The organism is Accumulibacter sp. (genome assembly GCF_036625195.1).
Classification (GTDB): domain Bacteria; phylum Pseudomonadota; class Gammaproteobacteria; order Burkholderiales; family Rhodocyclaceae; genus Accumulibacter.
Genome location: NZ_JAZKUG010000001.1, coordinates 1,490,182 through 1,517,065, shown reverse-complemented (window position 1 = coordinate 1,517,065; position 26,884 = coordinate 1,490,182). Strand labels below are relative to the sequence as shown.

18 protein-coding genes are annotated in these 26,884 nt (G+C 66.3%); 11 read left to right on the top strand and 7 right to left on the bottom strand.

Annotated elements, in window-relative coordinates; all coding sequences use genetic code 11:
- Window positions 1-166 precede the first annotated feature (166 nt).
- The 3 genes from plsB to V5B60_RS06570 are packed head-to-tail and all read right to left on the bottom strand — an operon-like array spanning window position 167 to window position 4,923.
- Window positions 167-2,638: a glycerol-3-phosphate 1-O-acyltransferase PlsB gene (plsB, locus tag V5B60_RS06580; protein ID WP_332346252.1), complete on the bottom strand. Its 2,472-nt coding sequence runs from the start codon at window positions 2,636-2,638 to the stop codon at window positions 167-169.
- 28 nt (window positions 2,639-2,666) lie between these two features.
- The gene (gene fusA, locus V5B60_RS06575) at window positions 2,667-4,715 is read right to left on the bottom strand and encodes an elongation factor G (protein WP_332346251.1); all 2,049 of its coding nucleotides are present in this window, start codon (window positions 4,713-4,715) and stop codon (window positions 2,667-2,669) included.
- Entirely contained in the window at window positions 4,693-4,923 is a 231-nt protein-coding gene (locus V5B60_RS06570; RefSeq protein WP_332346250.1) for a hypothetical protein, read from the bottom strand. Before V5B60_RS06570 ends, fusA begins: the two co-directional genes overlap by 23 nt.
- A 164-nt stretch (window positions 4,924-5,087) precedes the next feature.
- Here V5B60_RS06570 and V5B60_RS06565 point away from each other — a divergent pair, with 164 nt between their 5' ends.
- From V5B60_RS06565 to V5B60_RS06525, 9 genes are all read left to right on the top strand, one after another.
- Window positions 5,088-7,376 carry an NADP-dependent malic enzyme gene (locus tag V5B60_RS06565; RefSeq protein WP_332346249.1) on the top strand — a complete coding sequence of 763 codons (2,289 nt, stop codon included), beginning with the start codon at window positions 5,088-5,090 and terminating at the stop codon, window positions 7,374-7,376.
- A 223-nt stretch (window positions 7,377-7,599) separates the two neighbouring features.
- Window positions 7,600-9,315 (top strand): type IV-A pilus assembly ATPase PilB, encoded by a 1,716-nt coding sequence (gene pilB, locus V5B60_RS06560; protein WP_332346248.1) that lies wholly within the window; start codon window positions 7,600-7,602, stop codon window positions 9,313-9,315.
- 13 nt (window positions 9,316-9,328) lie between these two features.
- The gene (locus V5B60_RS06555; RefSeq protein ID WP_332346247.1) at window positions 9,329-10,567 is read left to right on the top strand and encodes a type II secretion system F family protein; all 1,239 of its coding nucleotides are present in this window, start codon (window positions 9,329-9,331) and stop codon (window positions 10,565-10,567) included.
- Window positions 10,568-10,688: 121 nt separating this feature from the next.
- Window positions 10,689-11,552: a prepilin peptidase gene (locus tag V5B60_RS06550; protein WP_332346246.1), complete on the top strand. Its 864-nt coding sequence runs from the start codon at window positions 10,689-10,691 to the stop codon at window positions 11,550-11,552.
- 334 nt (window positions 11,553-11,886) lie between these two features.
- Window positions 11,887-12,981, top strand: a complete 1,095-nt coding sequence (locus V5B60_RS06545) for an isocitrate/isopropylmalate dehydrogenase family protein (protein WP_332346244.1) — start codon at window positions 11,887-11,889, stop codon at window positions 12,979-12,981.
- A gap of 78 nt (window positions 12,982-13,059) precedes the next feature.
- Entirely contained in the window at window positions 13,060-13,770 is a 711-nt protein-coding gene (locus V5B60_RS06540) for an alpha/beta hydrolase (RefSeq protein ID WP_332346243.1), read from the top strand.
- 119 nt (window positions 13,771-13,889) lie between these two features.
- Complete coding sequence (locus V5B60_RS06535) at window positions 13,890-14,669, top strand: ParA family protein (protein WP_332346242.1); 780 nt, start codon at window positions 13,890-13,892, stop codon at window positions 14,667-14,669.
- A 189-nt stretch (window positions 14,670-14,858) separates the two neighbouring features.
- A complete protein-coding gene (locus V5B60_RS06530) occupies window positions 14,859-15,299 on the top strand; it encodes a group I truncated hemoglobin (protein ID WP_332346241.1) in 441 nt (146 codons plus the stop codon).
- A 220-nt stretch (window positions 15,300-15,519) separates the two neighbouring features.
- Complete coding sequence (locus V5B60_RS06525; protein WP_332346240.1) at window positions 15,520-17,103, top strand: hypothetical protein; 1,584 nt, start codon at window positions 15,520-15,522, stop codon at window positions 17,101-17,103.
- A 178-nt stretch (window positions 17,104-17,281) separates the two neighbouring features.
- Here the strand turns inward: V5B60_RS06525 and V5B60_RS06520 are convergent, their stop codons facing one another.
- The 4 genes from V5B60_RS06520 to V5B60_RS06505 all read right to left on the bottom strand — a co-directional run bounded on the left by V5B60_RS06520 (window position 17,282) and on the right by V5B60_RS06505 (window position 23,732).
- Window positions 17,282-19,600 carry a DNA internalization-related competence protein ComEC/Rec2 gene (locus tag V5B60_RS06520; protein WP_332346239.1) on the bottom strand — a complete coding sequence of 773 codons (2,319 nt, stop codon included), beginning with the start codon at window positions 19,598-19,600 and terminating at the stop codon, window positions 17,282-17,284.
- 90 nt (window positions 19,601-19,690) lie between these two features.
- Window positions 19,691-21,712: a methyl-accepting chemotaxis protein gene (locus V5B60_RS06515; protein ID WP_332346237.1), complete on the bottom strand. Its 2,022-nt coding sequence runs from the start codon at window positions 21,710-21,712 to the stop codon at window positions 19,691-19,693.
- A 93-nt stretch (window positions 21,713-21,805) separates the two neighbouring features.
- Complete coding sequence (gene lolD / locus V5B60_RS06510) at window positions 21,806-22,492, bottom strand: lipoprotein-releasing ABC transporter ATP-binding protein LolD (protein ID WP_332346236.1); 687 nt, start codon at window positions 22,490-22,492, stop codon at window positions 21,806-21,808.
- Window positions 22,485-23,732 (bottom strand): lipoprotein-releasing ABC transporter permease subunit, encoded by a 1,248-nt coding sequence (locus V5B60_RS06505; RefSeq protein WP_332346235.1) that lies wholly within the window; start codon window positions 23,730-23,732, stop codon window positions 22,485-22,487. The genes lolD and V5B60_RS06505 overlap by 8 nt, the downstream gene beginning before the upstream one ends.
- A 183-nt stretch (window positions 23,733-23,915) precedes the next feature.
- Here V5B60_RS06505 and V5B60_RS06500 point away from each other — a divergent pair, with 183 nt between their 5' ends.
- Together V5B60_RS06500 and recJ are read left to right on the top strand one after the other, a co-directional pair.
- Window positions 23,916-24,971: a hypothetical protein gene (locus V5B60_RS06500; RefSeq protein WP_332346234.1), complete on the top strand. Its 1,056-nt coding sequence runs from the start codon at window positions 23,916-23,918 to the stop codon at window positions 24,969-24,971.
- On the top strand, window positions 24,968-26,683 hold the full coding sequence (gene recJ, locus V5B60_RS06495; protein ID WP_332346232.1) for a single-stranded-DNA-specific exonuclease RecJ: 1,716 nt from the start codon (window positions 24,968-24,970) through the stop codon (window positions 26,681-26,683). Before V5B60_RS06500 ends, recJ begins: the two co-directional genes overlap by 4 nt.
- The last annotated feature ends 201 nt before the right edge of the window (window positions 26,684-26,884 follow it).

Below are 26,884 nucleotides of genomic sequence, written 5' to 3'. Positions count from 1 at the left end.
CCACGGCGACGGTTGGCGCCCGGCCGGGGAGGCCGTGAAGACCGCGTCGCGAGCGGGCCGAGAGGCAGGGCGCGAGCGAGAAGTGCTTGCGATTTTTCTTGAACGACGCGAACGAATCAATTGGGCTGTGGGTCTCCGCTGGTCGTTCTGACGACGGAGCGCACTGCTACAGGTGCGCCCCGGTACCGGCGATTCGCCTGATGGCCTGCCTGGCTTCAGGCGAGAGAACCAGTTCGGAGTGGGCAAGCGGCGTCATCAGCCGCTCGTCGAAGCACAAGCGATCGTCCTCGTCCTCGCGTAGGTACTCGGCTTCGATGAGGTTGCCAATGAAGGCCGAAAAGGTTGCCTTCTCGGGAAGCTCGGAGGTATTGAACTCGTAGAGCAGGGAGAGCCGCTGCGCCAGCAGATGGCAGTTGTCTTCCAGTTGCCGCCGCGTCGTCTGCCCACTGCCGTGGCTCTGCAGCAGCGCGAGGGTGAGGAAGTGACGTTCGAGCAATGGACGGATGGTCTCACCGAGCAGATGCAGCTCGGCAAATTCGTCACTGATCGCTTCCGGCGCAGCGACCTCCGTCTGCAGCGCCGATGAGACCAACAGCCGGCGCGCCACCAACGCGCGAATCGCCGCCTCGCTCGCCGACTCGAGTTCACCCGGGGACCAGCGCAGGAAGAGTTCCGCCCGCATGAGGCCGCAGATGCCGCAGACCGCCTGTGCCACGCGGGCTCGATCGAGCTTGCGGTTCAGACTCAGCAGGCAGGCGATGACCGCCGGCAGGGCGAAGAGATGCAGGACGTTGTTGCGAAAGTAGGCGAGAAGCGGAGCCTGACCGTCACGCACACGGATCAGATCGCCCAACGGGTCGGCGAAACGCTCGACGACCGTCAGGCGTTCGTTGTAGGCGATGATTGCCGGTGGTTCGAGCCCACAGGGGACGCTGCTCGGCGCATAGGGCAGCTCGCCAGCCAGCGCCTGGTAGTGCTCGATCATGCGCTGCAGCGCGTGCTCGTCGGCGGTATGCTTGGGCGTCGCCAGCAGCGCCAGCGCCATCAGGTTGACCGGGTTGAGGACGGCCGCCTCGTTGATCCGTTTGGCGAGCTCGGCTGCAGCCCTGCGCGTCACACTGCGGGCCCACGGCGGCTCGTCGCTCTCGTCCGTGTCTCGCCAGCCCGGTTGATGTTGATCGAGAAAACCAGCCAGGGCAAGCGGCTGGCCAAAGTTCACATGCACCTTGCCAAAGACCCGCTTGATGGCGCGCACGCTGCGCAACAGGCCGAGCAGCGATTCCCGCTGCTTCGGCTTGCCGGCCAGTTCGCCGAGATAGGTGCTGCCTTCGATGATCTTCTCGTAGCCGATGTACACCGGGACGAAGATCAGCGGCCGTGCATGCTCACGGATGAAACTCTGCACGGTCATGCCGAGTATCCCCGCCTTTGGTGTCAGCATCCGACCACTGCGACTGCGGCCGCCCTCGATGAAGTACTCGATCGGAAAACCGCGCGCCAGCATCAGGTGGAGGTATTCATGGAAAACGGCAGCGTACAGGGGCTCGCCCTTGAAACTGCGGCGCAGGAAGAAAGCACCGCCGCGCCTCAGCAGGCCGCCGACCAGCGGCAGGTCAAGGTTGGCACCGGCAGCGATATGCGGCGGCGTGAGCCCCTGCCGGAGAATGACGTAAGACAGCAACAGGTAGTCAATGTGGCTGCGGTGGCAGGGCACGTAGACGATCTCCTGGCCGGCTGCGATGCGCGTGACGGAATCGAAGTGGTGCAGCTCGATGCCATCGTAGAGTCTCGTCCACAACCAGGCGAGGAACAGCTCGAGGGCGCGTACGACGCCGTACGAGTAGTCCGAAGCGATCTCCAGCGCGAAGCGACCAGCCCGTGCCCTCGCTTCGGTAACCGGGATGCCGTGTGTCGAAGCCTCCTGCTCGATCGCTGCGCGCACGCGCTCGCCGGCGATCACTGCGTTGACCTGCGTGTTGCGGTGCGACAGGTCGGGGCCGATCGCCATTTGCCGCTGACGGCGGAAGTGCACCCGCAGGATGCGCGCCAGCTTGCGCAGTGCCTGCTCCTCGTCGAGCCCGCCCTGCAGGAGATGGCGAAGCGATATCGGCGGGTTGTAGCGCACCAGCACACTGCGGCCATGGAGAAGGATTGCCGCCAGTTGCCGCCAGGCACCCGGCGGGCGCCAGGTCTCCGAGAACAGCGCCTTGAGGACCGAATCCTGCTTGTCGGGGCTGCGTCCCCAGAGAATCACCACCGGCACCAACTGGACGTCCATCTGCGGATCGGCAACGGCCTGGTGCATCAGGCCGGCGAGCAAGGCCGAGTGACTGTTACCATTCCGCGCCCGGCCGGCGAGGCTGCGATCGCGGTTGAGAAAGAAGAACGAGCGCGGCCAGCGCTGTTTGCCCAGCAGCAGCGGCGAGTCGGCTCGCGGCAGCCCGGCCCGCCGCGACTCCTCCAGGAGCAGCAGCAAATTGGAGAGATGCCTGTCCTGCAGGACGTAGCAAACAGGCCGTGCTGGGTCGAGTTGCAGTTCCTGCGGGCTTTCGGGGAAGACCGTCGTGCGCACCCACGCATAGAGCACGCGACGCGCCAGCGGCAGGAACCAGTGCGACAGCTTGAAAGCCTTGTCCACGCGCTCGCGTCGCCGGTTTCCGCTGCCCTCAGTCCTCCTCGACGACCTTGTGCTGTCCCGCCAGTTGCTGCTGCGTTGCCGGTGGCACCTGTGCGTAATGGGAAAAGGCGATGCTGTACGAACCCTGTCCACCGGTCAGTGACTTGAGACGCGACTGGTAGCCCTCAAGCTCCGCCAAAGGCACCTCGCCGCTGATCGCCATGACACCGGGTCCGCGTGGCTGCGTGCCGGTCAGATGGCCGCGTTTGCTCGACAGGTCACCCGTGACGTCGCCGGTCATCGAATCCGGCGCGAGGATCTCGATATCGACGACCGGCTCGAGGATGATGGGCTTGGCGGCGCGGATCGCCTCCACCGTTGCCTTGCGGCCGGCGGTGAAGAACGCGATGTCCTTGCCGTCGACTGGGTGTGACTTGCCATCATGTACGGTGACCCGCAGGTCCTCGACCGGGAAGCCGGCAACGACGCCATCCACGAGTGCCTGCCGGACGCCCTTCTCCACGGCCGCCATGAAGACGCCGGGAATCACGCCACCCTTGACGATATCGACGAACTCGAAACCGGCACCGCGCTCAAGCGGTTCGACCCGCAGCATCACTTCACCGAACTGGCCGGCACCGCCGCTCTGCTTCTTGTGCCGGCAATGGCCTTCGGCACTGGCCGTGATGGCCTCGCGATAGGCGATCTGCGGCGGCTTGGTGTCGAGTTCCAGCTTGTACTGCTGCGCCAGACGGCTGAGCTTGGCGCGCAGGTGCATTTCGCCGATGCCGCGGATCACCGTCTCGTTGGTTGTCGGATGACGTTCGACCCTGAAGCAGGGATCCTCGATCTCGAGCTTGTGCAGGATCTCGAACAACCGTTGTTCGTCGGCCTTGCGCCGCGCGTGCACCGCCAGGCCCTGCATCGGCTGCGGAAACTCGAGCGGCACCAGATGAATGTGATCCTCGTCATGCGAGTCGTGCAGAACGCAGTCGAACTCGATCTCATCGACCTTGGCAATCGCACCCAGGTCACCGGGAACGAGGCTGTCCACCTCGACATACTCCTTGCCCTGCAGGCGATAGATGTGGCCGACCTTGAACGGCCGCTTCCCGTCGCCGACGAAGAGTTGCGAGTCCTTGCGGATCGTTCCCTGATGGACGCGGAAGACGCCCACCTTGCCGATGAAGGGATCGCTGACGACCTTGAAGACGTGTGCCAGGACGTGCTTCTGCGGGTCCGGCTCGGCCTGGAAGGCTTCGCTCGGACCGCCCGGCTCGCCACGGTAGAACGGCGGCGGGTTGCCTTCGCTCGGATTGGGCGCCAGGCGGGCAAGAACGTCGAGGAGTTGCGGGATGCCAGCGCCGGTCCGTGCCGAGACGAAGAGGATCGGCACCAGGTGGCCGGCACGCAGGGCGCGCTCGAAGGGCACATGCAGTTCATCCGGGGTCGGATCGACACCTTCCTCGAGGTAACGCGCCAACAGATCCTCGTCCTCCTCGACGATCTGGTCGATCAGCGCGCGATGTGCCGCGGCCACCGACTCGAAATCGCTGTCGCCATCATCATGACCGAGAACCTCGACCACCTCGCTGCCCTGCTTGCTCGGCAGGTCGAGCAGCATGCACTCGCGGCCGAAGCGCTCCCGGATGCTGGCAAGCAGCGCTGGCAGGTTGACGTTCTCGGCGTCGATCTTGTTGATCACGATCATCCGGCAAACGCCGCGGGCGGCAGCCATGCGCATCATCCGTTCGCTGGTGAGTTCGATGCCATTCTGCGCATTGATCACCACCAGCGCCGTGTCCACTGCCGCCAGGGCTCCGATCGCCTGCCCGGCGAAGTCCGGGAAGCCCGGTGTGTCGACCATGTGCACCTGCACGCCTTGCCAGGAGAAGCTTGCCAGTGCCGAATTCAGGGAGTGCCCGAGTTCCTTCTCCTGCGGATCGAAATCGCAGACGGTGCTGCCCTTGTCGACGCTGCCGCGGCTGCTGATGGCCCCGGCTGCGGCGAGCAGGCTCTCTGCCAGCGAAGTCTTGCCGGCAGCACCATGGCCGACGAGAGCGACGGTGCGAAGGTTACTGGTGGCGGTCTGGCCCATTCATCATCTCCCATTGGTAGTCGAACGTGTCTCGCAACGCCGAGAAGAGCACGGTGGCATCCGGGTTGCTGGTTTTGCCGGACATTCTACCGCGAGCCGGTTCGCAACGCGCGCCCGGCATCGCCGGCGGGGCGTCGGCTGCAGCGACCATGAGCGGCTCGTCGCCCATCGCCACCGGGTTGCCGCGCCGCACGCAGCCCACGGCCATCGGCTGCGTCGATGACGGGGACAGATCTGTCGTCTTTTCGCCGCAAAAGAACGCACAGCACGCCATTGTGCCGGCAAATGCGACGACATCCGGCTGGTGGAAGGAGCGGGTCTCGGCTACATTTGCAGGCCCGCACAACGACAGACCAAGGGTCAGGAGACACGATGGAGAACGATCAGCGGCAGGCCGACCTTCGCGAGGCGGCCCTCGAGTATCACCGTTACCCGACTCCGGGAAAGATCGCGGTCCAGCCGACCAAGGGGTTGAGCAACCAGATCGATCTCGCACTCGCCTATTCTCCGGGAGTCGCCCACGCATGCCACGCCATCGTCGACGCTGCCGATGCGGCGAGTCTGTATACCTCGCGCGCCAACCTCGTCGGCGTCATCACCAACGGCACCGCCGTGCTCGGTCTGGGCAACATTGGTCCGCTCGCCGCCAAGCCCGTGATGGAAGGCAAAGGCTGTCTGTTCAAGAAGTTCGCCGGCATCGATGTCTTTGACATCGAACTTGCCGAAAGCGACCCGGACCGCCTGATCGACATGATCGCTGCCATGGAACCGACCCTCGGTGGCATCAACCTGGAAGACATCAAGGCGCCCGAGTGCTTCTACATCGAGGCAAGGCTCAAGGAGCGCATGTCGATCCCGGTCTTCCACGACGACCAGCATGGCACCGCGATCATCTCCGCGGCAGCGATTCTCAACGCCCTCCGGATCACCGGCAAGAAGGCAGCGGCGGTCAAGGTCGTCTGTTCGGGTGCCGGCGCGGCGGCGATCTCGTGCCTCAACCTGTGGTGCGACCTTGGCGTGTCGCGCGAAAACATCATCGTCTGCGACTCGAAGGGCGTCATCTACGTCGGGCGTGAAGCGGACATGGAACCGACGAAGGCACGCTACGCCCGCGACACCGAGGCGCGAACCCTCGCCGACGCAATCGACGGGGCAGACGTCTTCCTTGGGCTCTCGGCCGCCGGACTGCTGCAGCCCGAAATGCTGGCGCGCATGGCGACACAACCGATCGTCTTCGCGCTGGCGAACCCGATCCCGGAGATCATGCCCGAACTGGCGCGGGAGGTGCGGCCGGACGTGATCATCGCCACCGGTCGTTCCGACTACCCCAACCAAGTGAACAATGTGCTGTGTTTCCCCTTCATCTTTCGTGGCGCACTCGATGTCGGCGCAAGGGGCATCAACGAGGAGATGAAGATGGCCTGCGTCAAGGCGCTGGCGGAAATGGCGCGCCAGGAAGTCAGCGACGAAGTGGCGATGGCCTATCCCGGCGAGCAGCTCAGCTTCGGCCGCGACTATCTGATCCCGAAGCCTTTCGATCCGCGCCTGATCACCACCATCGCACCGGCGGTCGCGCAAGCGGCAATGACCACCGGTCTCGCCAGCCGACCGATCGCCGACTTCGCGGCCTACCGCGAAAGACTCCGCGAGTTCGTGTACCAGGCCGGTGTCGGCATGCGCGCCATCTTCTCCGCGGCAAAGCGCGGACGCAGGACCCGGATCGTCTATCCCGACGGCGAGGACGAGCGGATGTTGCGCGCAGCGCAGACGATCCTCAACGAGGGCCTGACGAGACCGATCCTGATCGGCCGCCCGGACGTGATCGCCGCGCGCCTGCAGCGCATCGGCTCCAAGCTGCGCATCGGCTCACAGATCGAAGTGGTCGATCCCAACAGCGACACCCGCTACCGGGAATGCTGGACGGCCTACCACGAGCTGCGCAAGCGACACGGGGTGACGATCGACATCGCAAAGTCCCGCCTGCGCAACGACAACACCATCATTGGCGCCATGCTGGTGCGCCTCGGCCACGCCGACGGGATGATCTGCGGACTTTCCGGACGCTTTGCGCACCATTTGCGGCAGGTCGACGAAATCATCGGCAAGGCGCCGGGGTGCACGACGATGGCGGCGATGACGCATGTCCTGCTTCCGGGCCGAGCACTCTTCCTCTGCGATACGCATGTCAATGAAGACCCGGACGCCCAACAGCTGACCGAGATCACGCTGATGGCCGTCGATGCCGTGCGCCGTTTCAAGATCCGGCCGAAAGTGGCGCTGCTGTCGCACTCGAACTTCGGCTCGTCGCAAACCGCTTCTGCGCGCAAGGTCGCCGACGCCCTGACCCTGGTTCGCGCGCGCGCGCCCGAACTGGAGATCGACGGCGAAATGCACGGTGAAAGCGCGCTCAGCGAGACCATTCGCAGGCAATCCGACCCGCAATCGCCGCTGACCGGAGAAGCGAACGTACTGGTCATGCCCAACCTCGACTCCGCCAACATCTCCTACAACCTGCTCAAGATGACCGGCGGCGAAGGCATGTCGGTCGGCCCCATCCTGCTCGGTGCGGCCCGCCCGGTACACGTGCTGGCACCCACCTCAAGCGTGCGGCGAGTGGTCGACATGACCGCACTCGTGGTGGTGGACGTGGCGAGCAAGTAACGCGAGCGATCCTCTCGCCAGCCGTCGGCCGCTGTCGCGGCGGGTGGGAAACGGCAGCCGGGCGCTCTCGACCGATCCGTGCCGGGCTGGCAAGAAACCCCATCGCGATCGCGAGCGCGCGGCTTTACAAATACCTTCCGCCAATGCATCATCGGGCGAGGCTCTCCCTGGAGTCGGGGTGTGATGGTCTACAACGAGTTGCAGGGTCCGATGGCAAACGACAATGGCAGCCAATCCGCAACAATCACCACTTAACGGTTTCGCCCGTGCGCTGGTCCAGGCCGGTCGGCTCAAGGAGGCCGAGGCGGAGGCCCTGCTGGCCCAGGCGGCATCGAAAAAGACGACACTGATCGAAGAGGTGGTGGCCGCGAGAAAGGCGAGCTTCATCGAGCTGGCGCGCTTTGCCGCCGACAAGTTCGGTTATCCACTGCTCGACTTGGCTGCCTTCGACGACGCGCACATCCAAAAGAATGCGATCGACCGCAAACTGATCGCGACGCACCGTGTCGTTCCTCTGCACAAGCGCGGCAATCGCCTCGCCGTCGCCATTGCCGATCCGACCAACCTGAGGGCACTCGACGAGATCCGCTTTCAAACCGGACTGGCGGTGGATCCGGTCATCGTCGAGGAGAACAAGCTTGCGCCCCTCGTCAGCCGCCTTTCCGAATCGACCGAAGAAACCCTGCGCAGCCTGGCGAGCGAGGACATCAACCTCGAGTTCACCGACGAGCAGGCCACCGAGAAGACTGAGGACGCGGCGGCACTCGAAGTAGACGACGCACCAGTCGTCCGCTTCATCCAGAAGATGTTGCTCGACGCGATCAGCGAAGGCGCCTCGGACATCCATTTCGAGCCTTATGAGAAGAACTATCGTATCCGCTTCCGTACTGACGGGGTGCTGCGCGAGGTGGCAGCGCCGCCCTTGGTCATCAAGGAGAAGATCGCATCGCGGATCAAGGTGATCTCTCGTCTCAACATCGCCGAGAAGCGGATCCCCCAGGACGGGCGCATGCGCCTCGTCCTGACGAAGAGCCGGGCGATCGATTTCCGCGTCAGCACTCTGCCGACGATGTATGGTGAAAAGATCGTCCTCCGCATCCTCGACCCCGCCTCGGCAACGTTGGGGATCGAGGTCCTCGGCTACGAGGAAGACCAGAGAGCGCTGCTGCTCGAGGCCATCCATCGTCCCTACGGCATGATCCTGGTGACCGGCCCGACCGGGTCCGGCAAGACGGTTTCGCTTTACACCTGCCTCAACATCCTCAATCGGCCCGGAGTCAATATCGCGACGGCCGAGGATCCAGCCGAGATACCCCTGCCGGGCATCAACCAGGTCAATGTCGACGAGAAGTCGGGACTCACCTTCCCGATTGCCTTGCGGGCCTTTCTTCGCCAGGACCCGGACATCATCATGGTGGGCGAGATCCGCGACCTCGAGACCGCCGAGATTGCCATCAAGGCCGCCCAGACGGGCCATATGGTGCTGTCGACCCTGCATACCAACGATGCGCCGGCGACTCTGACGCGCCTGATGAACATGGGGATCCCGACCTTCAACCTGGCCTCGAGCATCCTGCTGATCACCGCCCAGCGCCTGGTCCGTCGCCTCTGCACCTGCAAGAAGGAGCTTGCGACGCCGGTCGAGACCCTGCTCGACGCGGGTTTCGAGGAAGGCGACCTGGATGGAAGCTGGACACTCTATGGTCCGGGCGAGTGTGATCGCTGCAAGGGCACCGGCTACAAGGGACGCGTCGGTCTGTACGAGGTGATGCCGGTCAGCGATGCGATCCAGCACATCATCATGGCGAACGGCACCGAGCGCGACATCGCCCTGCAGGCGCGGCAGGAGGGCGTGCTCGACCTGCGCCGTGCCGGCTTGCTGAAAGTGAAGCAAGGGCTGACCTCTCTCGACGAGGTTCTCGGCAGCACCAACGCTTGAAGACGGGGGAAGAATGGCGACTGCGGCAAAACCTGCGAAAAAGATCGTACCTGAAGTCAAGGAGTTCGTTTTCCTCTGGGAAGGCAAGAACAAGGCGGGCAAGATCGTGCGCGGTGAGCAGCGGGCCTCCAGCCAGACGGTCGTGCAGGCCACCCTGCGACGGCAGGGAATTCTCGTCAGCAAGATCAGCCGTCAGCGTTTCCGGGGCGGGCGGACGATCACCGAAAAGGACATCACGCTGTTCACCCGCCAGTTGGCGACGATGATGAAGGCCGGGGTACCCCTGCTGCAGACCTTCGAGATCGTCGGCCGCGGCCATGACAACCCGGCCGTCGGCAAACTGCTGCTCGACATCAAGGCCGACGTCGAAACCGGAAGCTCTCTCTCGCAGGCCTTTCGCAAGTATCCCGTGCAGTTCGACGCCCTGTATTGCAACTTGGTGGCCGCCGGCGAGCAGGCCGGCATCCTGGAGACGCTCCTCGATCGTCTGGCCACCTACAAGGAGAAAATGATCGCCATCAAGTCGAAGATCAAGGCGGCGCTGTTCTACCCGGTGGCCATCATCGTCGTCGCCTTCATCATCACGGCGGTGATCATGATCTTCGTCATCCCGGCATTCAAGGAGGTGTTCAAGAGCTTCGGTGCCGATCTGCCGACGCCGACGCTGCTGGTGATCGCCATGTCGGACTTCGTCGTCGAGTACTGGTGGCTGCTGTTTGGTGGCATCGGCCTGTCGATCTACGGCTTCTTCTACACCTGGAAACGCTCGGAGAAGATGCAGATCGCCTTTGACCGGATGTTCCTCAGGCTGCCGGTATTTGGTGATGTCATCCGCAAGTCGGTCATCGCCCGCTGGACGCGGACACTGGCGACCATGTTCGCAGCCGGCGTGCCACTGGTCGAGTCGCTCGAGTCGGTCGGCGGCGCTGCCGGAAACTACGTGTACAAGGCGGCGACGCGCCAAATCCAGAACGAAGTGAGCACCGGCACCAGTCTCACGACGGCGATGCAGAACACCCAGCTGTTCCCGAACATGGTCAACCAGATGGTCGCCATCGGCGAGGAATCCGGTGCGCTCGACTCGATGCTCGGCAAGGTGGCCGACTTCTTCGAGCAGGAGGTCGATGATGCGGTCGAGGCGCTGGCGAGCCTGATGGAACCCATGATCATGGTCGTCCTGGGTGTCCTGATCGGTGGCATGGTGATCGCCATGTACTTGCCGATCTTCAAGCTGGGGGCCGTGGTCGGCTGACGGTCATGACTGTCGAGAAACCCCGAATGATGAACGTCATGACCGTTGCCCTCAACCCCGACCCGTCTCCCGCGCGCGGGAGACGGGGGATTCGCGAGTCGCTGACGCGACTTTCACATTGATGCCGGGAATCCTCGCCGGCGAGGTCGACCCCGCGCTGTTCACCTTCCTCAGCGGCCTGGTTGGACTGCTCGTCGGCAGTTTTCTCAACGTCGTCATCCACCGCCTGCCGCGGATGATCGAACGTGACTGGCACCTCCATTGCGCCGAGCTGCGTGGCGAGGAGTCGGCGTCGGCAGCAGAGCCCTTCTCGCTGGTCAGGCCGCGCTCGCGCTGCCCGTCCTGTGCCCACCAGATCAGCGCCATCGAGAACATCCCGGTCGTCAGCTGGCTCCTGTTGCGCGGTCGCTGCTCCGCCTGCAGCGCCCGCATTTCGCCACGCTACCCACTGGTCGAGATCTTCAGCACTCTTCTTTGTGCGTTCGCCGCGCATCACTTCGGGCCCGGATGGAATGCCCTCGGCGCCATGTTGATGAGCTGCTGCCTGATCGCCCTGACCTGCATCGACTTCGACACCCAGTTGCTGCCGGACGCGATCACGCTGCCCTTGCTCTGGGCAGGACTGCTGTTCAACCTGTCAGCCACGTTCACCGACCTCCAGTCGGCAGTCATCGGCGCGGTTGCCGGCTATCTCTTCCTCTGGCTGGTCTACTGGACGTTCAAGCTCGTCACCGGCAAGGAAGGAATGGGCTACGGTGACTTCAAGCTGCTCGCCGCTCTCGGTGCTTGGCTGGGGTGGCAACTGCTGCCGTTGACCGTGCTGCTGTCGTCCTTCCTCGGCGCCGTGGTCGGCATCGGCCTGATCGTGCTCGCCAGACGCGGGCGCAGCGTGCCGATCCCTTTCGGGCCCTATCTGGCAATCGCCGGAATCCTCGCCTTGTACTGGGGCAAGCCGCTGACACGGGCTTACGTCGGGCTCCTCTGACCGGTCGCACCCGTCATCCGCGAGTCGATCGGGCCATGATGCACGACGTCACGATGGATCATGAAGAGGCCACCTGCCGACAGCACGGCTCAGTATTCAGGACGGTCGCGACCACCGCTGTGGACCGGTGACCGCCTGTCCGCCGGCAGCCGAGGCCAGCGATCGTGGCGACAGGGCGGCGCGCTCCTGGCCCGACTGTTCCCTACCGGGAGCACGATGCTGCGCGTACGGCTGGGTGTATCATCGGCGGCTGGCAACAGGCGGGGGGCAGCGTGTACGTGGCGCCAGCCGCCTCCGGCCGGTTCGACTTGAACGACAAGAGGAATCAGCAAGGATGAAACGAGACCCGTGCTTCCACATCGCCGTTCTGCCGGGAGACGGCATCGGCCCCGAGGTCGTCGGCGCCTGCCTGCAGGTGCTCGAGGTCCTGCGCGACCGACTCGGCGGCCTGTCCTTCGACTTCCGCCACCTCGAAGGCGGCGCGGCGCATTACCAGAAGACCGGTATCGCGTTGTCGCAGGAAAGCCTCGACGAATGCAAGCGAGCGGACTCTGTTCTCCTCGGCGCCATCGGTCTCCCCGACGTGCGCTATCCGGACGGCACCGAGATCGCGACGCACTTCGATCTTCGCGCGGCGATGGATCTCTATGCCGGCTTGCGACCGATCCGCAGCTACCCCAGCCTGCCACGTGTCCTGATCGACAAGCAGGCGGCGCGGATCGACCTCGTCGTGGTACGCGAGCAGAGTGAGGGGCTTCTGCAGTCGCGCCTGCGTGGCACCGTCGACGATGACGGCATCGCGCGCGAAACGATGATCATCTCGCGCACCGGCAGCCGACGGGTTGCCGAGTTCGCGTTCCACGTGGCAGCGCGACGTGCCAGGAGCAGGCGGAGACCGGGCCGCGTGACCTGCGTCGACAAGGCCAACGCACTGGTCTCGATGGCCTTCTTTCGCAAGGTTTTCGATGAAGTGGCAGCGACGCACCCGGAGACGCAGGCAACGCACGCCTACGTCGATGCCACGGCGATGAACCTGGTGCGATCGCCCTGGGACTTCGACGTGCTGCTCACCGAGAACGCCTTTGGCGGCATTCTCTCCGATCTGGCCGCTGGGCTCGTGGGCAGCCTCGGACTGGTTCCCTCAGCCGACATCGGCGACCAGCACGCCGTCTTTCAACCCGCCCACGGCAGCGCACCCGACATCGCCGGCCAGGGCATCGCCAACCCGGTTGCCCAGATCCTCTCGGCAGCGCTGATGCTCGACTGGCTCGCCGAGCGCCATGGCGAGCCGCGACTGGCGCACGGCGCGCGCATCATCGAGCATGCGGTCGAGAGGGCGCTGGCGCTCGTCTGCCCGGTCGAGTTCGGCGGCGAGGACGGTACGAACGCCATCACACGGGCGGTGATGGCACAGATCCGCAAGTCCTGAGCTTGCGTCGCGCGTCGCGGGAGCAATCCCCCCGGTGCTAGAATTCCGGCCGACGACAACCATCCGGAGTCTTGAACGATGATCGACCTTGAGCACACTGCCGCGGCCGATACCCCCTTGCTGCCAGCGGTCGAACGAACGACGGGCGAAGCTCCGCAGTGCGCCATCGTCTGGTTGCACGGCCTCGGTGCCGACGGCCACGACTTCGAGCCGATCGTCGACGAATTCGACTTCGATCAACTGCCCGCCGTCCGTTTCGTCTTCCCGCACGCGCCGATGCGACCCGTGACGATCAATGGCGGCTTCGTGATGCGCGCCTGGTACGACATCGTCTCGCCCGACTTCGCGCCCGGACGCGAAGAAGGCGAGCACGTTCGCGAATCCGCGCGACAGGTGGAGGCCCTGCTGGCACGAGAGAATTCGCGCGGCATCCCGGACGAGCGCATCGTCCTCGCTGGGTTCTCCCAAGGCGGCGTCATCGCCTTGCACTGCGGTCTGCGCCATTCGCGGCGACTGGCCGGAATCCTGGCGCTTTCCTGTTACCTGCCGCAGGCGGACACGCTGGCGGACGAAGCGCAGACGGCCAACGGCGACGTCCCGATTTTCATGGCACATGGCCGCGCCGACCCGGTCATCGCCTACGATCTGGGCAAGCGATCGGCCAGGCTGCTGCAGGCACGAGGCTACCCGCTGCAGTGGCGTGGCTACGCGACCGCTCACTCGGTCTGCCTGGAGGAACTGGCAGACATTGGCGGCTGGTTGAACCGGGTGCTTGCCGACGCGCTCTGAAACGGGCCGTTGCCCGACACCCGGACGATCGGCGCGCCACCTGTGCGGCCGCCAGTCGACGCCGCTGCCGGACTTGGCTAAACTGGCGGCAATTCCTCATCATGTCCGGGGTGAATCGCGTGCGCAGAGTGATCTTCAATCAGAAGGGTGGTGTGGGCAAGTCAACCATCGCCTGCAATCTGGCGGCGGTTGCTGCTGAACGCGGTCGAAGGACGCTGCTGATCGACCTCGACCCGCAGGCGAACGCGTCCCGCTACGTGCTGGGACCCGCTCTCGACGAGCAGAAGAAGACGCTCGCCAACTTCTTTGATGACCTCCTGGGCTACCGGCTTTTCCCCGAAGCGCTCGCCACCTACGTCGTGCCGACGCCATACGCCAATCTGGCGCTGCTGCCGTCGGACGCGCGTCTGGAGGAAGTCCAGTTCAAGCTCGAGTCCCGCTACAAGATGTACAAGCTGCGCGAAGCGCTCGAGAAACTCGATGATTACGACGAGGTTTATATCGACACCCCGCCGGCACTCAACTTCTTCACGCGCTCGGCTCTGATTGCTGCCGATGGCTGCCTGATTCCCTTCGATTGTGACGATTTCTCGCGGCGTGCGCTCTATGCCCTCCTCGACAGCGTGCGCGAGATCCAGGCTGACCACAATCATGGCCTGCGCATCGAGGGCATCGTCGTCAACCAGTACCAGGCTCGCGCCAACCTGCCGCTGCGCCTGGTGGAGGAACTGCGTGCCGAGGGACTGCCAGTGCTGTCCACTTTCCTGTCCGCGTCGATCAAGATCCGGGAATCGCACCACCTCGCGCGACCCATGATCCATCTCGACCCGCGACACAAGCTCAGCCTCGAGTTCGGCGCTCTCTACGACAGCCTTCCCCAGTCAGCCCCGCGGCACTGATCCGGAGACCGCGGAAGGTCGCCAGCGATCGGGCACGGTGGCTCGCCGCTACGACATTCCGGGCCCATGCGGACGGTGACGCGGGTGGGCGGGCACGGCTTTCATGCATCCAGGAGGCGACTCCCCTCGTAACGGGAGAACGTCGCAGCAACCCGCTGCGATGTTTCCGACACCTGAGAGGAGAGAACCATGAATGCCTTGTCAAGACTGATCCTGGGAACCGCTTTCGCGCTGACGCTGGTCGCCTGCGCCGGCGGCCCAGCCACACGATCGCCTTCGCTCTACGATCGCCTTGGTGGAAAGCCTGCGATCACCGCCGTCGTGGACGACTTCGTCGGCAACGTCGCCGCAGACAAGCGGATCAACGGCCAGTTCGCCAACACCGACATACCCCGCCTGAAGATGCTGCTCGTCGAGCAAATCTGTGCCGGCACCGGCGGCCCCTGCCGATACACCGGACGTGACATGAAGTCGGCGCACGCCCACCTGAAGATCAGCCAAGCAGACTTTGCTGCCTTGGTCGAAGACCTGACGCGGACGCTCGACAAGTTCAAGGTTCCCGCCAAGGAGCAGAACGAGTTGATCGCCGTCCTGGCACCGATGAAGAGCGATATCGTCACGGTCAAGTGAGGCGGGATGGCCCACCGTTGGTCACCCCCTCGACGGTCGAGTGGCGCCATCCGCCATGGATGGCTCCGACCCGTCACTCGACCGGTGGCATCGCCGCGCACCCCCGAGCCATTGCCCGGTTCGCTCGCCTGACGCGACTTTTCTCTGCCGCCAAAGGCCGATTCATCGCAGAATGTCGCCCACCAACCCGGCAACGGACGCCGGACGAGGGAGAAGCGACTTGGACGACTCACTGCGAACGGTTGCCACAGGCGATCGGCCAGACGAGGCCCTGATCGGCGACAACGAGTTCTGCGAGCTGGTCCGCCGGCGCGGCGGGATTCTGCTCGAGCTTTGCGGCCACCTGACCGCCATGCCCGCAGGCGAAGCCCGTCTGACGCGACCGCTGGTCGGCCGCCTGCTGCTCGAGGCCGGACAGATGGAGACGCTGCTGGACGAGTACGGCGCCAGCCAGAATCATCACTGGAGCAGATTCCGCGCCTTGGTGGCGGCGCTGAAGAACTTCGCCGGCATCGGCGAGGTCTTGACCTATATCCAGCGCCGCCTGCCGAGCTACCGGCTTCTGCCGGTCGTCGCGGATTTTCCGGCAGCGACCGGTGAGCGCGTCGAGCAACTGACCGAGGTCGTCGGCGCGGTCGCCACCGCCCTGATCGACGAAGCGCAGAGGGTCGGCGTCGAGCCGCCCCCGATCGCAGCGGCAGTGGTCGAGAATGAAGACGTCCAGCCGACGGGCCGCCTCGCCCGTGACCGCGGCGACCGCATCGGCTGCGACACCGCCACCACCGTTCCCCGCCTGGCGACGGAATTCCTCAATCTCGCAGTCGATGGCGAGCCGCTGCGCGCGGCAGCACAGGTCGCTCCCGCTGACTATGCCGCCTGCTTCCCCGACCCGGTCAGCGAGGAACGCCTGCGCCAGCTCACCTTCCGTTTCCACAACCTGCAATCACTTTACGACACGCACGTTGCCGGCACCTCGAGCGAAAGCGCCGACGGCGACCTGCCGATCCTGCGCGGTCACGCCAGCGTCATCTACCACCTGCTCGAGATCGCCACCGATCTCGCGCACTACTACGAACGGCACACCAGCCCGCGCACTGCCGATGCCATTCTGCGCGAGCGGCCTGTGGTCGATACCGACGCCACCATGGCCACCCTGTTCGGCTACGCCATGGCCTTCTCCAGCGAGTTCCTGGCCAGCGGCCAGCGCCTCTGCCAAGGAATCCTCGGTCGTTACGCCGAACCGGCACGACTCGCCGTACCGGTGCCCAGCTACCGCGGCTTCCACGTCCGGCCATCCAACCTGGTGGCGCGCATCGTCGCCTACTACGGCAGTTCGGTGCAGATGCAGCTGGACGATCGTCTTTTCGATGCCGCCTCCCCTTTCGAGCTGTTCCGCGCCAACGAGACGATCAACGCCAGCAAGCGCCGCTGGCTGGCAGCGGAGATCGCCCGCGTCCACCCCGACTGCGCCGACTCCTGCGCGCCGCAGACGGTGAGCGCCTCCGTCCGGACGATCGTGCATCGCCTGGCCGACGAGGGCAGGATCATGCTCTACCGCCAGCCGCTCGAGTTCTCCGAGCAACTCGGCCACCGACAGGGCAGCGTCCTCGAGAACAGTGTGGCCGAGATCGCCCACTTGCAGGCGATGGGCCAACTCGAAATCCGTACCGACCTGACGGTGACCTTCATCGGCGACAAGCGCGTCCTCGCCGACCTCGACGTCCTTGCACGCTGCGGTTATGGTGAGGACGCCTTCGGCAACAACGTCGCATTACCGAAAGCCCTCTCCTACCTGCGACGCTAGCGGCACAACGAAGGCGCCTGCGAGTCCAGACTCCGTCGCGCTTGCTCAGGCCGTAGCGATCGATCCCGTCGAGCCCCGCAATGGAGCGCCCGCCGGGTCCCGCTGTGGCGCTCGACCACCCGGTCGCCACAGCCAACCAGGGAGACCCTCATCGCGGAGCACCTCCTGGGCCGCGGAGTCACTGCCCATGCCAGTAACGCCGATACTCATTGCGGTACGCGGAAACCGACAACCCTGCCGCCACCAGGCTGACGCGCACTGCGCCATCGCGATCGGTCCGCCACAGGCGGCTGGCGGCGTAGCGGTCGACGACGTCGGCCCGGGGATGCTGGAAGCGGTTGCGATAGCCGACCGGAATGATCGCCTCGCGCGCGCCGACGGCGGCGAGGAACGAGGGCGTCGATGAGGTTCCACTGCCGTGGTGCGGCACCAGCAGAACGTCGCTGCGCAGGCGGTCGGCGCCGCGTGCGAGCAGCGCCTGTTCGTCGCGTGCCTCGATGTCGGCAGTGAGCAGGACGCTGCCGTGGGCACTGCTGACCTGCAGCACGCAACTCATGTTGTTGCTCCGCGCGGCCTGGCGCTCGTAGTCGCCGACGACCGGATGGAGGATGGCGAACCGCACCCCATCCCACTCCCACGACTGGCCATCGATGCAGGGCTCGGGCTGCAGTTCGGGTACCGAAGACAGCCGGCGGCCGATCGGGAGCGCTTCCTCGACGGCGACGACGCCCCCCGAATGATCCTTGTCACGGTGCGTGACGATCAGCACGTCGAGTCGGCGCACGCCCTGCGCCCGCAGATGGGGAACGATGATGCGCTGACCAGCGTCGGATTCGGCACTGAACAGCGGGCCGGTGTCATAGAGCAGGCTGTGCCCGGCGGTACGGACGACGACTGCCAGGCCCTGACCGACATCGAGCACCTCGACCCAGGCCTCCCCGTGCGCCGGCCGTGCCGCCGGCCAGAAAACTGCCGGCAGCAGCAGGCAGAGTCCCAGCCAGCGGGCTGGGAAGCCGCGTGGCAGCAACAGCCAGATGACCCCGACCATGGCCAGCAACGCCGCCGCCAGCGGTGGCGCCGGTTGCTCCCACATGGGCCACGCTGCCAGCCAGTCGAGGCCCGACATCAGGAAGTCGAGCAATGCGTGCGCGACGTGCAGCAGCGGCGGCCAGGGCAGGACGACGAAGAGCAGCGCCAGCGGTGTGAGGATGAAGCTGACCAGCGGGATGGCGAGCGCGTTGGCGAGCGGAGACACGAGCGAGAACTGCTGGAAGAGGAGGAGCAACAGCGGCAGCGTGCCGATCGTCACGGCCCACTGCGTTGCCCCCCAGGTGGCGAGCATCGCGCGCCAGCCGCGCCCGCTGCCCAGACGCGCCGTGCCGACGAAGAAGAGCAGCGCGACGGCGGCAAAGGAGAGCCAGAAGCCCGGTGCCAGGACGGCCCACGGATCAAGCAGCAGCACCAGCAGGAGGGCGAGCAGCAGGCTGCGGCTGGCGCCGAGGTGGCGCCCCGACCACAGCGCCAGGGCGACAACCGTCAGCATGTAGACGGTCCGCTGTGCCGGCACGGCAAAGCCGGCAAGCAGCGCGTAGGCGAAGGCCGCCAGCCAGCCGCCGGCGATCGCTGCCTTCTGCGCCGGCACGGCGAGCAGCAGCCGCTCGCTGCGTCGCCACAGGCAGCCGACCAGTGCGCCGAACAATGCCGCAACCATGGTGACATGCAGACCGGAGATCGACATCAGGTGCGTCACGCCGGTCTGCCGGAAGAGCCGCCACTGCTCACCCGGAATCGCCTGTTGGTCGCCGACGGCGAGCGCGATGAGGATACCGGCGTAGGCGGCGTCGCCGAGCACCTCGGCGAAGGACCGGCGCAAGCGGTCGCGCAGCCGTTCGATGGCGTAGGCGGGCTGTACGACGAAATCGTCGAGACGTTCCACTGCGGCCTGCGGGCGTACGTAGCCGGTCGCACGCAGGCCGCGCTCGAACAGCCAGGCCTCGTAGTCGAAAGCCAGCGGATTGGCGTTGCCGTGCGGGCGCTTGAGGCGGACGGTGAAGCGCCAGCGCTCACCGGGGCGAATCTTCAGTCCATCGCGCCACTCGTCCTCGAGCCAGCCGTGATACCAGGAGAGCATGATCCGTCGCGGCACGACCGCTGCGCGGGTTTCCACCGACTCGACATCGAAGGCGAAGCGCTCACCACGCTCGAAGCCATGCGGCAACGCCGCAACGACGCCGACCACCTGGATGTCGCGCCCCTCCCAGGCTGCCGGCAGCCGATCGTCCAGGCGCTGCCCGGCGAGCAGCGCCGCCCAGGCGAAGCCAAGCAGCGCGCTCGCCAGCAGTGCCGGAACCCGTCCCCACCGGCTGCGCCGACAGGCCGGCCAAAGCAGTGGCAGTACCACGAGCGGCAAGGCGGTGAGCAGTGGCCAGGCGGGCAAGGCCGCCTGCAGTTGCAGAAGGCCGACGCCGAGGGCAAAGGCGAGGATGTTGCTGCGCATGGCGCATTAGAGCAGATTGTTGCAGCCACCTGCCGAAGTTCCCGCGCCGCGATCGCCAGCGTCGCAGGCAGACCGGCGGCCAGCGGTGGCTCAGCCGAGGCGGAACCGACTCACCTCGCCCTCCAGGCTTGCCGACAGTTGTGCCAGCTGCTCGGCCGTCGCGGCATTCCCGGCCACCGCCGCATTGTTCGCTTGCGCCATGCGGGCAACGCTGTCGACGTTGCGCGCGATGTCGCTGCTGGCGGTGCTCTGCTCGTGCAGGGCCCGCGAGATGCCGGTCACCTTGCTCACCACCTGCGCCGCATTGCCGCCGATCTCGGCGATCGATTCGCCGGCCCGCGTCGCCAGCGTGACGCCTTCGGCAACCCGGCTGACACCGAGCTTCATGCTGGCGACGGCGTCCTGCGTGCCGCTCTGGATGGCGGCGATCATCTCCGAGATCTCGTGGGTCGAACGAGCCGTGCGCTCGGCGAGTTTGCGCACCTCGTCGGCGACGACGGCGAAACCGCGTCCCGACTCGCCGGCCCGCGCCGCCTCGATGGCCGCATTGAGCGCCAGCAGGTTGGTCTGGTCGGCGATTTCCTTGATCACGCCGACGATCGCCGAGATGCGCTCGGAGCGGCCGCCGAGTTCGCCAACGATCGCCGCCGACTGCTGGACCACTTCGGCAATGCGCTCGATCTCGCGCACCACGTCGCCGACTGCGCGACCGCCTTCGGCCGACAGTTCCCCCGCCCGGCTGGCGATGCGGTCGGCGTCGCGGGAATCGGCCGAGAGGTGCGCGATGCACGCGCGCATTTCGTCGATGGCGGTCGCCATGGCCGCGGCGGCCTGAGTCTGCCGCTCGCTGCCGCCCTTGATCTCCGTCGCCGACGCCGCCAGCTTCCGCGTCGCCTCGAGGACTTCCCGCGCCCCGCGGTGGACGTTCTGCAGCAAGGTACGGAACGCCGCCAGCATGTCGTTGAGGCTGTCGCCGACGCGCTTCAGCTCGTCCCGCGTGCCGAGGTCGACGCGCACGCCGAGGTCGCCGGTGGCGATCGTGCGCGCGTTCGCCGCCAGGCGCTCGATGCTGCCGATGGTCGCGAGGTAGAGGGCGACCGAGACGTAGGCGTAGAGCAGCAGGACGAGGACCGACACCGCGATGCTCAGCGCGAGCTTGCCTTCGGCCCGGTCGATGCGTTCCTGCAGCAGACGCTCGAGTGTCGGCAACAGCGTCTCGAACATCTCCTTGTAGGCCTTTTCGAGCGCGGCGGTGGTCAGTGCGAAGTAGTCGCCGGGCGCGGTCGCGAAAGTGCCGGAGAGGATGTCCTGGTTGACCAGCACCGTGACCTTCGCCGCCGCATCGCCGATGTCGCCAACCGAAGCGAGCAGCGACGACGTGAGCGCCGGGTGGTACTGCGCTGTCTTCTCGGCATTGCGCCGCAGGGCGTTGACGGCGACGTTGAGTTCCGCCAGCAGGACGGTGAACTCGACCTGTTGCAACAGCACCAGCGGTTGCTTGCGGGTCAGAACACCACTGCCCAGCGCGCGCAGCTGACCCATGCGCTCGATCGCCTGCGGCGATCGGTCGACCGCGGTATCGATCAGGTAGGCGACGTCGATGTCCGGGTCGTTGGTCAGCGCGTATGCGTCGGCAACCGTTGCGTGCAGGCTGAGCAACTCATCGATCAGCCGGTTGTGGGCGAGGAAGTTCTCGCGCTGGATCAGATCGAGGCCATCCTTCTCGATGCTGGCCCAGTCGGCGAGGATCTTCTGCCAGGGATCGCTGGCCGCCAGCTTTGGCGAAAGGCTTTCGCCGACCGCTCTCAGCGCCGCGCTGACCTCGCCCTGCCGCGCCGCCCGCCGCTCCTTCATCTCCTCATTGCCGCTGAGGACGCCGGAAGACAATCCGCGGTGCACCTGCAGATGCTGCACGGCGCGAGTCAACGGCTTGATCACCTGCACCCCCGCCAGCTCGAGGCGCGAACTGGCGATCACGCGGTGCAGGCTGTGGTAGAGGTTCCACACCAGCACGGCACTGGCGACCAGCGCGAGCCCCCCCATGAGGGCGAACTTGCCGCGGTAGCCCAGTCGGTTCAGCAGGACGATGGCGGGGGCGAATACGGATCTCATCTTCGTCTTCTTCTCCTCTTCTTCTCGGTTGGCGCTCTCCTGCCGATATCGTCGGCAGCGGCAGCGAAAACTTGAGCCGCCGACGAGCGTGGTCTAGGCGGCAACCGGATGCAGGCAGCCGTCGCGCAGCGTCAGGATCCGTTCGGCGCGACCGGCGAGTGCCGGATCGTGGGTGACGATGACGAAGCTCGTCCGGCGCGAAAGATTGAGCGCCAGCATCAGCTCGAAGACGCTGGCTGCGGTCTGCCGGTCGAGGTTGCCGGTCGGCTCGTCGGCCAGCACGCAGGCCGGCTCGGTGACCAGGGCGCGGGCGATCGCGGCCCGCTGCCGCTCGCCACCGGAGAGCTCCGCCGGCGTGTGGCGCAAACGGTGACCGAGGCCCACCTCGTCGAGCACCGCCGCCGCCCGCGCCTCGGCTTCGTCCTTCGCCAGGCGCCGGATGTAAAGCGGCATGGCGACGTTCTCGAGCGCGGTGAACTCCGCGAGCAGGTGATGGAACTGGTAGACGAAACCGAGGTGACGGTTGCGCAGCTCGCCGCGCCGGGCATCGGCGATCGCCTGCAGATCGCTGCCCATCAGGAACACCTCGCCACCCGTCGCCGCGTCGAGGCCACCGAGCAGGTGCAGCAGCGTGCTCTTGCCGGAGCCGGAAGCGCCGACGATCGCCAGCCGCTCGCCGACACGCACTTCGAGGTCGACGCCGAGCAGCACCGGCACCTCGCTGTCCCCCTGGCGAAAGATCTTGCGCAGGCCCTTGCAGGCGAGAACGATCTCACTCATAGCGCAGCGCCGCCGCCGGGTTGACCCGCGCCGCCCGCCAACTCGGATAGATCGTCGCCAGCAGGGCGAGAACGAAGGCGACACTGGTGATCGTCGTCACGTCGCTCCACTGCAGTTCCGACGGCAGGCTGGAGATGTAGTACACCTCCTTGGCGAGGAACTGCGTACCGAGCAGGCGCTCGATGAACGGAACGACGACATCGACGTTGAGTGCCAGTGCGACACCACCGGCGATCCCCATGCCGAGGCCGACGAAGCCGATCAGCGCCCCCTGCACGATGAACACCGCCATGATGCTGCCCGGGCTGGCCCCCAACGTGCGCAGGATGGCGATGTCAGCCTGCTTGTCGGTCACCGCCATCACCAGCGTCGACACGATGTTGAAGGCAGCGACGGCGACGATCAGCGACAGGATGATGAACATCATGTTCTTCTCGATCTGCACGGCGCGGAAGAAGTTGGCGTGGCTGCGTGTCCAGTCGCTGATGAAGGCGTTGACGTCGAGCCTGCCGGCCAGCGAACGCGCCACGCGCGGCGCGACGAAGAGGTCGTCGAGCTTCAGGCGCACGCCCGAGACCTTGTCCTCCAGGCGGTACAGCCGCTGCGCGTCGGCCAGGTGAACCAGCGCCAGGCCGCTGTCGTACTCGTACATGCCGACCTCGAAGACGCCGGCGACGAGAAAGCTGCGCAGTCGCGGCATGACGCCGGCAGGAGTGACCACACCCTGCGGCGCGATCAGCGTCACCCGATCGCCGACGAAGACGCCGAGCGCGCGCGCCAGTTCAGAGCCGAGGACGATGTGGAAACTGTCCGGCTGCAGCGCATCGAGCCGACCGCCCTTCATGTGCGGACCGAAATCGGCCACCCGGTCCTCCTGCTCGGGAAGGATGCCGCGCACCAGCGCGCCGCGAACGGTCTCGCCGAAGGCGAGCATCCCCTGCCCCTGCACGAAGGGCGCGGCGGCGACGACATGCGGCTCGCCGGCAACCATCTCGACCACCCGCTGCCAGCCGGCCATCTCGCCGCCGGCACCGGTGATCTGCACATGCGAGACGACGGCGAGGATGCGCGAACGCAGTTCTGTCTGAAAGCCGTTCATCACCGACAGGACGACGATCAGCGCGGCGACGCCCAGGGCGATGCCGAACATCGAGATCAACGAAATGAACGAAATGAAGTGGTTGTGCTTTTTCGCGCGCGTATAGCGCAGGCCAATCAGCAGCTCGTAGGGAATCGCCATCAACGACCGACGTCCATCTCTGGCAGGCGCCTCCGGACGCCGAACAGCCGAAAAGCCGCTATGCTACACTGTTCGCGCCACAGTCGCGGCGGTCGGCGGACGTGCGGCCCGCGCCACCAGCGCCGTTGCGACCACCCCCCTAACCCGTCCCGGTCTCGTTGACCGCAGCTTCAGCCCAGGCGCATGCAGATCACCCTCGTCGTTCCCGAACTCGTCTGGCCCGAACCGGACGACCGCGAAACGCTGGCCGAACTGGCAGTGCCCGGCCTCGCCACCCTGCTGGCGCGCAGCCAGCTGCAGCGCCGCGCGCCACAATCGCTCGAGGCGACGGTCTGCGATGCGTTCGGCCTCGGCGACGACACCGCCTACGCAGCCTGCCGTGTCCACGGCGAGGAACATGGCCCGGCAGCGGGCAGCGCCGTCTGGCTCTGCGCCGACCCGGTCCACCTGCGCCTGCACCAGGAGCGGTTGATCCTTGCCGATGCCGCGACGCTGGACATCGCGGCGAGCGAGGCACGGGCCATCGTCGACGCGCTCGATCGGCACTTCGCCGATGCCGGCAGATTCCACCTCGCCAGCAGCGACCGCTGGTACCTCGAGCTGGCCGCCGGCCGCGAACCCGGACACTTCGACGTGCCGCCGCTGTCGGCTGTGGCTGGCCGCAGCGTCAGCCGGCAACTCCCGGAAACGGCCGAGGCGCGTTGGCTCCGCCGCCTGCTCAACGAGGCGCAGATGGTCTTGCACCAGCATCCGGTCAATCAGCGGCGCGATGCGGCCGGCCGGGCAACGATCAACAGTCTCTGGCTGTGGGGAGCCGGCCGCCTGCCGGCCACCGGCGACGCACTGATCAGCGATGTCTGGAGCGATCTCGCACTGACGCGCGGCTGCGGACGCATCGCTGGCAGCCGCATCCGGGAGCTGCCCGATGGCGCCGCTGCCCTCCTCGCGCAGGCAACCCGCGACGGCCGGCATCTGGTGGTGGTCGACGGGTTGCAGTCGGGCGTGCAGTACGAGGATGGAAAGGCCTATCGAGCCGCCCTGCTCGAACTCGAGGGACGCTGGTTGGCGCCGTTGCAGCAGGCACTCGCCAGGGGCCGGGTGCGCCGGCTGTGCCTGCGGGCGCCGACGGCCTACGGCCTGCTGTCGTGGACGAGCGACGCACGCGCGCAGTGGAAACTGTGGCAGCGACCGCAGACGCTGCAAGCGATCGCCCGCGACCTGGCAGCGACCGCTCCATGACGCGCCTGCGCCAACGAGCGGTCAGCTCGCGCAGCCAGTGGCAGCTCGAGCAGCAGGGGCTGCACCCGCTGCTGGCCCGCATCTACGCTGGCCGTGGCGTCCGTACGAGTGACGAGCTGGACTACGATTTCCGCTCGCTCCTGCCACCCGCCGGGCTGACCCATACTGCCGAAGCGGCGCTGCTGCTTGCCGACCACATCGCCCGGCAGCGGAAGATCCTGATCGTCGCCGACTACGACTGTGACGGCGCCACCGCCTGCGCGGTCGGCGTCCGCGCGCTGCGCGCCTTTGGCGCGCGCGTGGAGTATCTGGTACCGAACCGCTTCACTTACGGCTACGGCCTGTCGCCGGACATCGTCGAACTGGCTGCGCGCGCCGGCCCAGACCTGTTGCTGACCGTCGATAACGGCATTGCCAGCGTCGCGGGCGTCGCCCGCGCCCGCCAGTTGGGCATGGCGACGCTGATCACCGACCACCACCTGCCGGGAGACGAGCTGCCGGCGGCCGATTGCATCGTCAATCCGAGTCTCGCCGGCTGCGACTTCGCGAGCAAGGCACTGGCCGGCGTCGGCGTGATCTTCTACGTCATGCTGGCGCTGCGCGCCGAGCTGCGCCGCCGCGGATGGTTCGCCGAGCCCGGCGGACGGAACGAACCGAACCTGGCTGCGCTGCTCGACCTGGTTGCCCTGGGCACGGTTGCCGACGTCGTCAGCCTCGACCACAACAACCGCGTGCTGGTCAGCCAGGGACTGCGACGCATCCGTGAGGGCCGGTTGACGCCGGGCGTGCGGGCGCTGTTCCGTGCCGCCGGGCGCAACCCGGCACAGGCTTCCAGCGTCGACCTCGGCTTCCTGATCGGCCCACGCCTGAACGCAGCCGGGCGCCTGGCCGACATGTCGCTCGGCATCGAATGCCTGATCACCGATGATCCGGGGCGAGCGATGAACATTGCCCAGCAGCTCGACGCGCTCAATCGCGAGCGCCGCGAAATCGAGTCCGCAATGCAGGCGCAGGCGTCCGAGCAGCTCGCCGCGTGGGGTGCCGAGATGGCCGGCGATGCGGCAGCCGTCTCCCTGTTCGACCCGACGTGGCATCAGGGCGTCGTCGGCATCCTCGCCGCCCGCATCAAGGAGAGGCTGCACCGGCCGGCTTTCGCCTTTGCCCGCGCCAACGACGGCGAGATCAGGGGCTCGGGCCGCTCGATCCCGGGCCTGCACCTGCGCGACGCCCTCGACCTCGTGAGCAAGCGATCTCCCGGCCTGCTGCTGCGTTTTGGCGGGCACGCGATGGCCGCGGGTGTCAGCCTGCGCGAAAGCGACTTCGCGTTTTTCAGCGAGTCCTTCGCCTGCGTCGCCGACGAGTTGCTCGCGCCGGCTGACCGCACGCGGACGCTGGAAACCGATGGCGGCCTCGAATCGGCGTATTTCTCGCTGGCGACGGCCCGCCTGCTGGCGGCAGAGGTCTGGGGACAGGGCTTTCCGGCGCCGTTGTTCGAGGACGAGTTCCTCGTCGAGAGCCAGCGCATCCTCAAGGAGAAGCATCTCAAGCTCCGCCTGCGCAAGGGCACGCAGATCGTCGACGCGATCCAGTTCAACTTCGAGCAGGCGCCCGGCCGCCACATCCGCGCCGCCTATCGGCTGGCGATCAACGAGTACAGCGGTATCGAGACACCCCAGTTGATGATCGAGCACATCGCGAACGGCGCCGCCTGACCGGAAAGCCCCCGCGCCGCTCGGGAATGGCGAACATACCGAGGACGGAGATGAAGACCAGCACCGATCGCGACCGGATGCTCGGGAAACGGTGACGTCGCCGATTTGCCCTCCGCCACTCGCCGGTAATAGAATCGCTGCAGCGGCATGCGGCCCTTGCGACGAGCGATGGCCAGCCGCCAGAGTGGCGCCGCGAGACCG

Coding starts and splice junctions, on each gene's coding strand:
- fusA (WP_332346251.1), bottom strand. CDS start 4,715: ATGGGCCAGACCGCCACCAGTAACCTTCGCACCGTCGCTCTCGTCGGC.
- V5B60_RS06570 (WP_332346250.1), bottom strand. CDS start 4,923: ATGGCCGTGGGCTGCGTGCGGCGCGGCAACCCGGTGGCGATGGGCGAC.
- V5B60_RS06565 (WP_332346249.1), top strand. CDS start 5,088: ATGGAGAACGATCAGCGGCAGGCCGACCTTCGCGAGGCGGCCCTCGAG.
- pilB (WP_332346248.1), top strand. CDS start 7,600: ATGGCAGCCAATCCGCAACAATCACCACTTAACGGTTTCGCCCGTGCG.
- V5B60_RS06555 (WP_332346247.1), top strand. CDS start 9,329: ATGGCGACTGCGGCAAAACCTGCGAAAAAGATCGTACCTGAAGTCAAG.
- V5B60_RS06550 (WP_332346246.1), top strand. CDS start 10,689: ATGCCGGGAATCCTCGCCGGCGAGGTCGACCCCGCGCTGTTCACCTTC.
- V5B60_RS06545 (WP_332346244.1), top strand. CDS start 11,887: ATGAAACGAGACCCGTGCTTCCACATCGCCGTTCTGCCGGGAGACGGC.
- V5B60_RS06540 (WP_332346243.1), top strand. CDS start 13,060: ATGATCGACCTTGAGCACACTGCCGCGGCCGATACCCCCTTGCTGCCA.
- V5B60_RS06530 (WP_332346241.1), top strand. CDS start 14,859: ATGAATGCCTTGTCAAGACTGATCCTGGGAACCGCTTTCGCGCTGACG.
- V5B60_RS06520 (WP_332346239.1), bottom strand. CDS start 19,600: ATGCGCAGCAACATCCTCGCCTTTGCCCTCGGCGTCGGCCTTCTGCAA.
- V5B60_RS06515 (WP_332346237.1), bottom strand. CDS start 21,712: ATGAGATCCGTATTCGCCCCCGCCATCGTCCTGCTGAACCGACTGGGC.
- lolD (WP_332346236.1), bottom strand. CDS start 22,492: ATGAGTGAGATCGTTCTCGCCTGCAAGGGCCTGCGCAAGATCTTTCGC.
- V5B60_RS06505 (WP_332346235.1), bottom strand. CDS start 23,732: ATGGCGATTCCCTACGAGCTGCTGATTGGCCTGCGCTATACGCGCGCG.
- V5B60_RS06500 (WP_332346234.1), top strand. CDS start 23,916: ATGCAGATCACCCTCGTCGTTCCCGAACTCGTCTGGCCCGAACCGGAC.
- recJ (WP_332346232.1), top strand. CDS start 24,968: ATGACGCGCCTGCGCCAACGAGCGGTCAGCTCGCGCAGCCAGTGGCAG.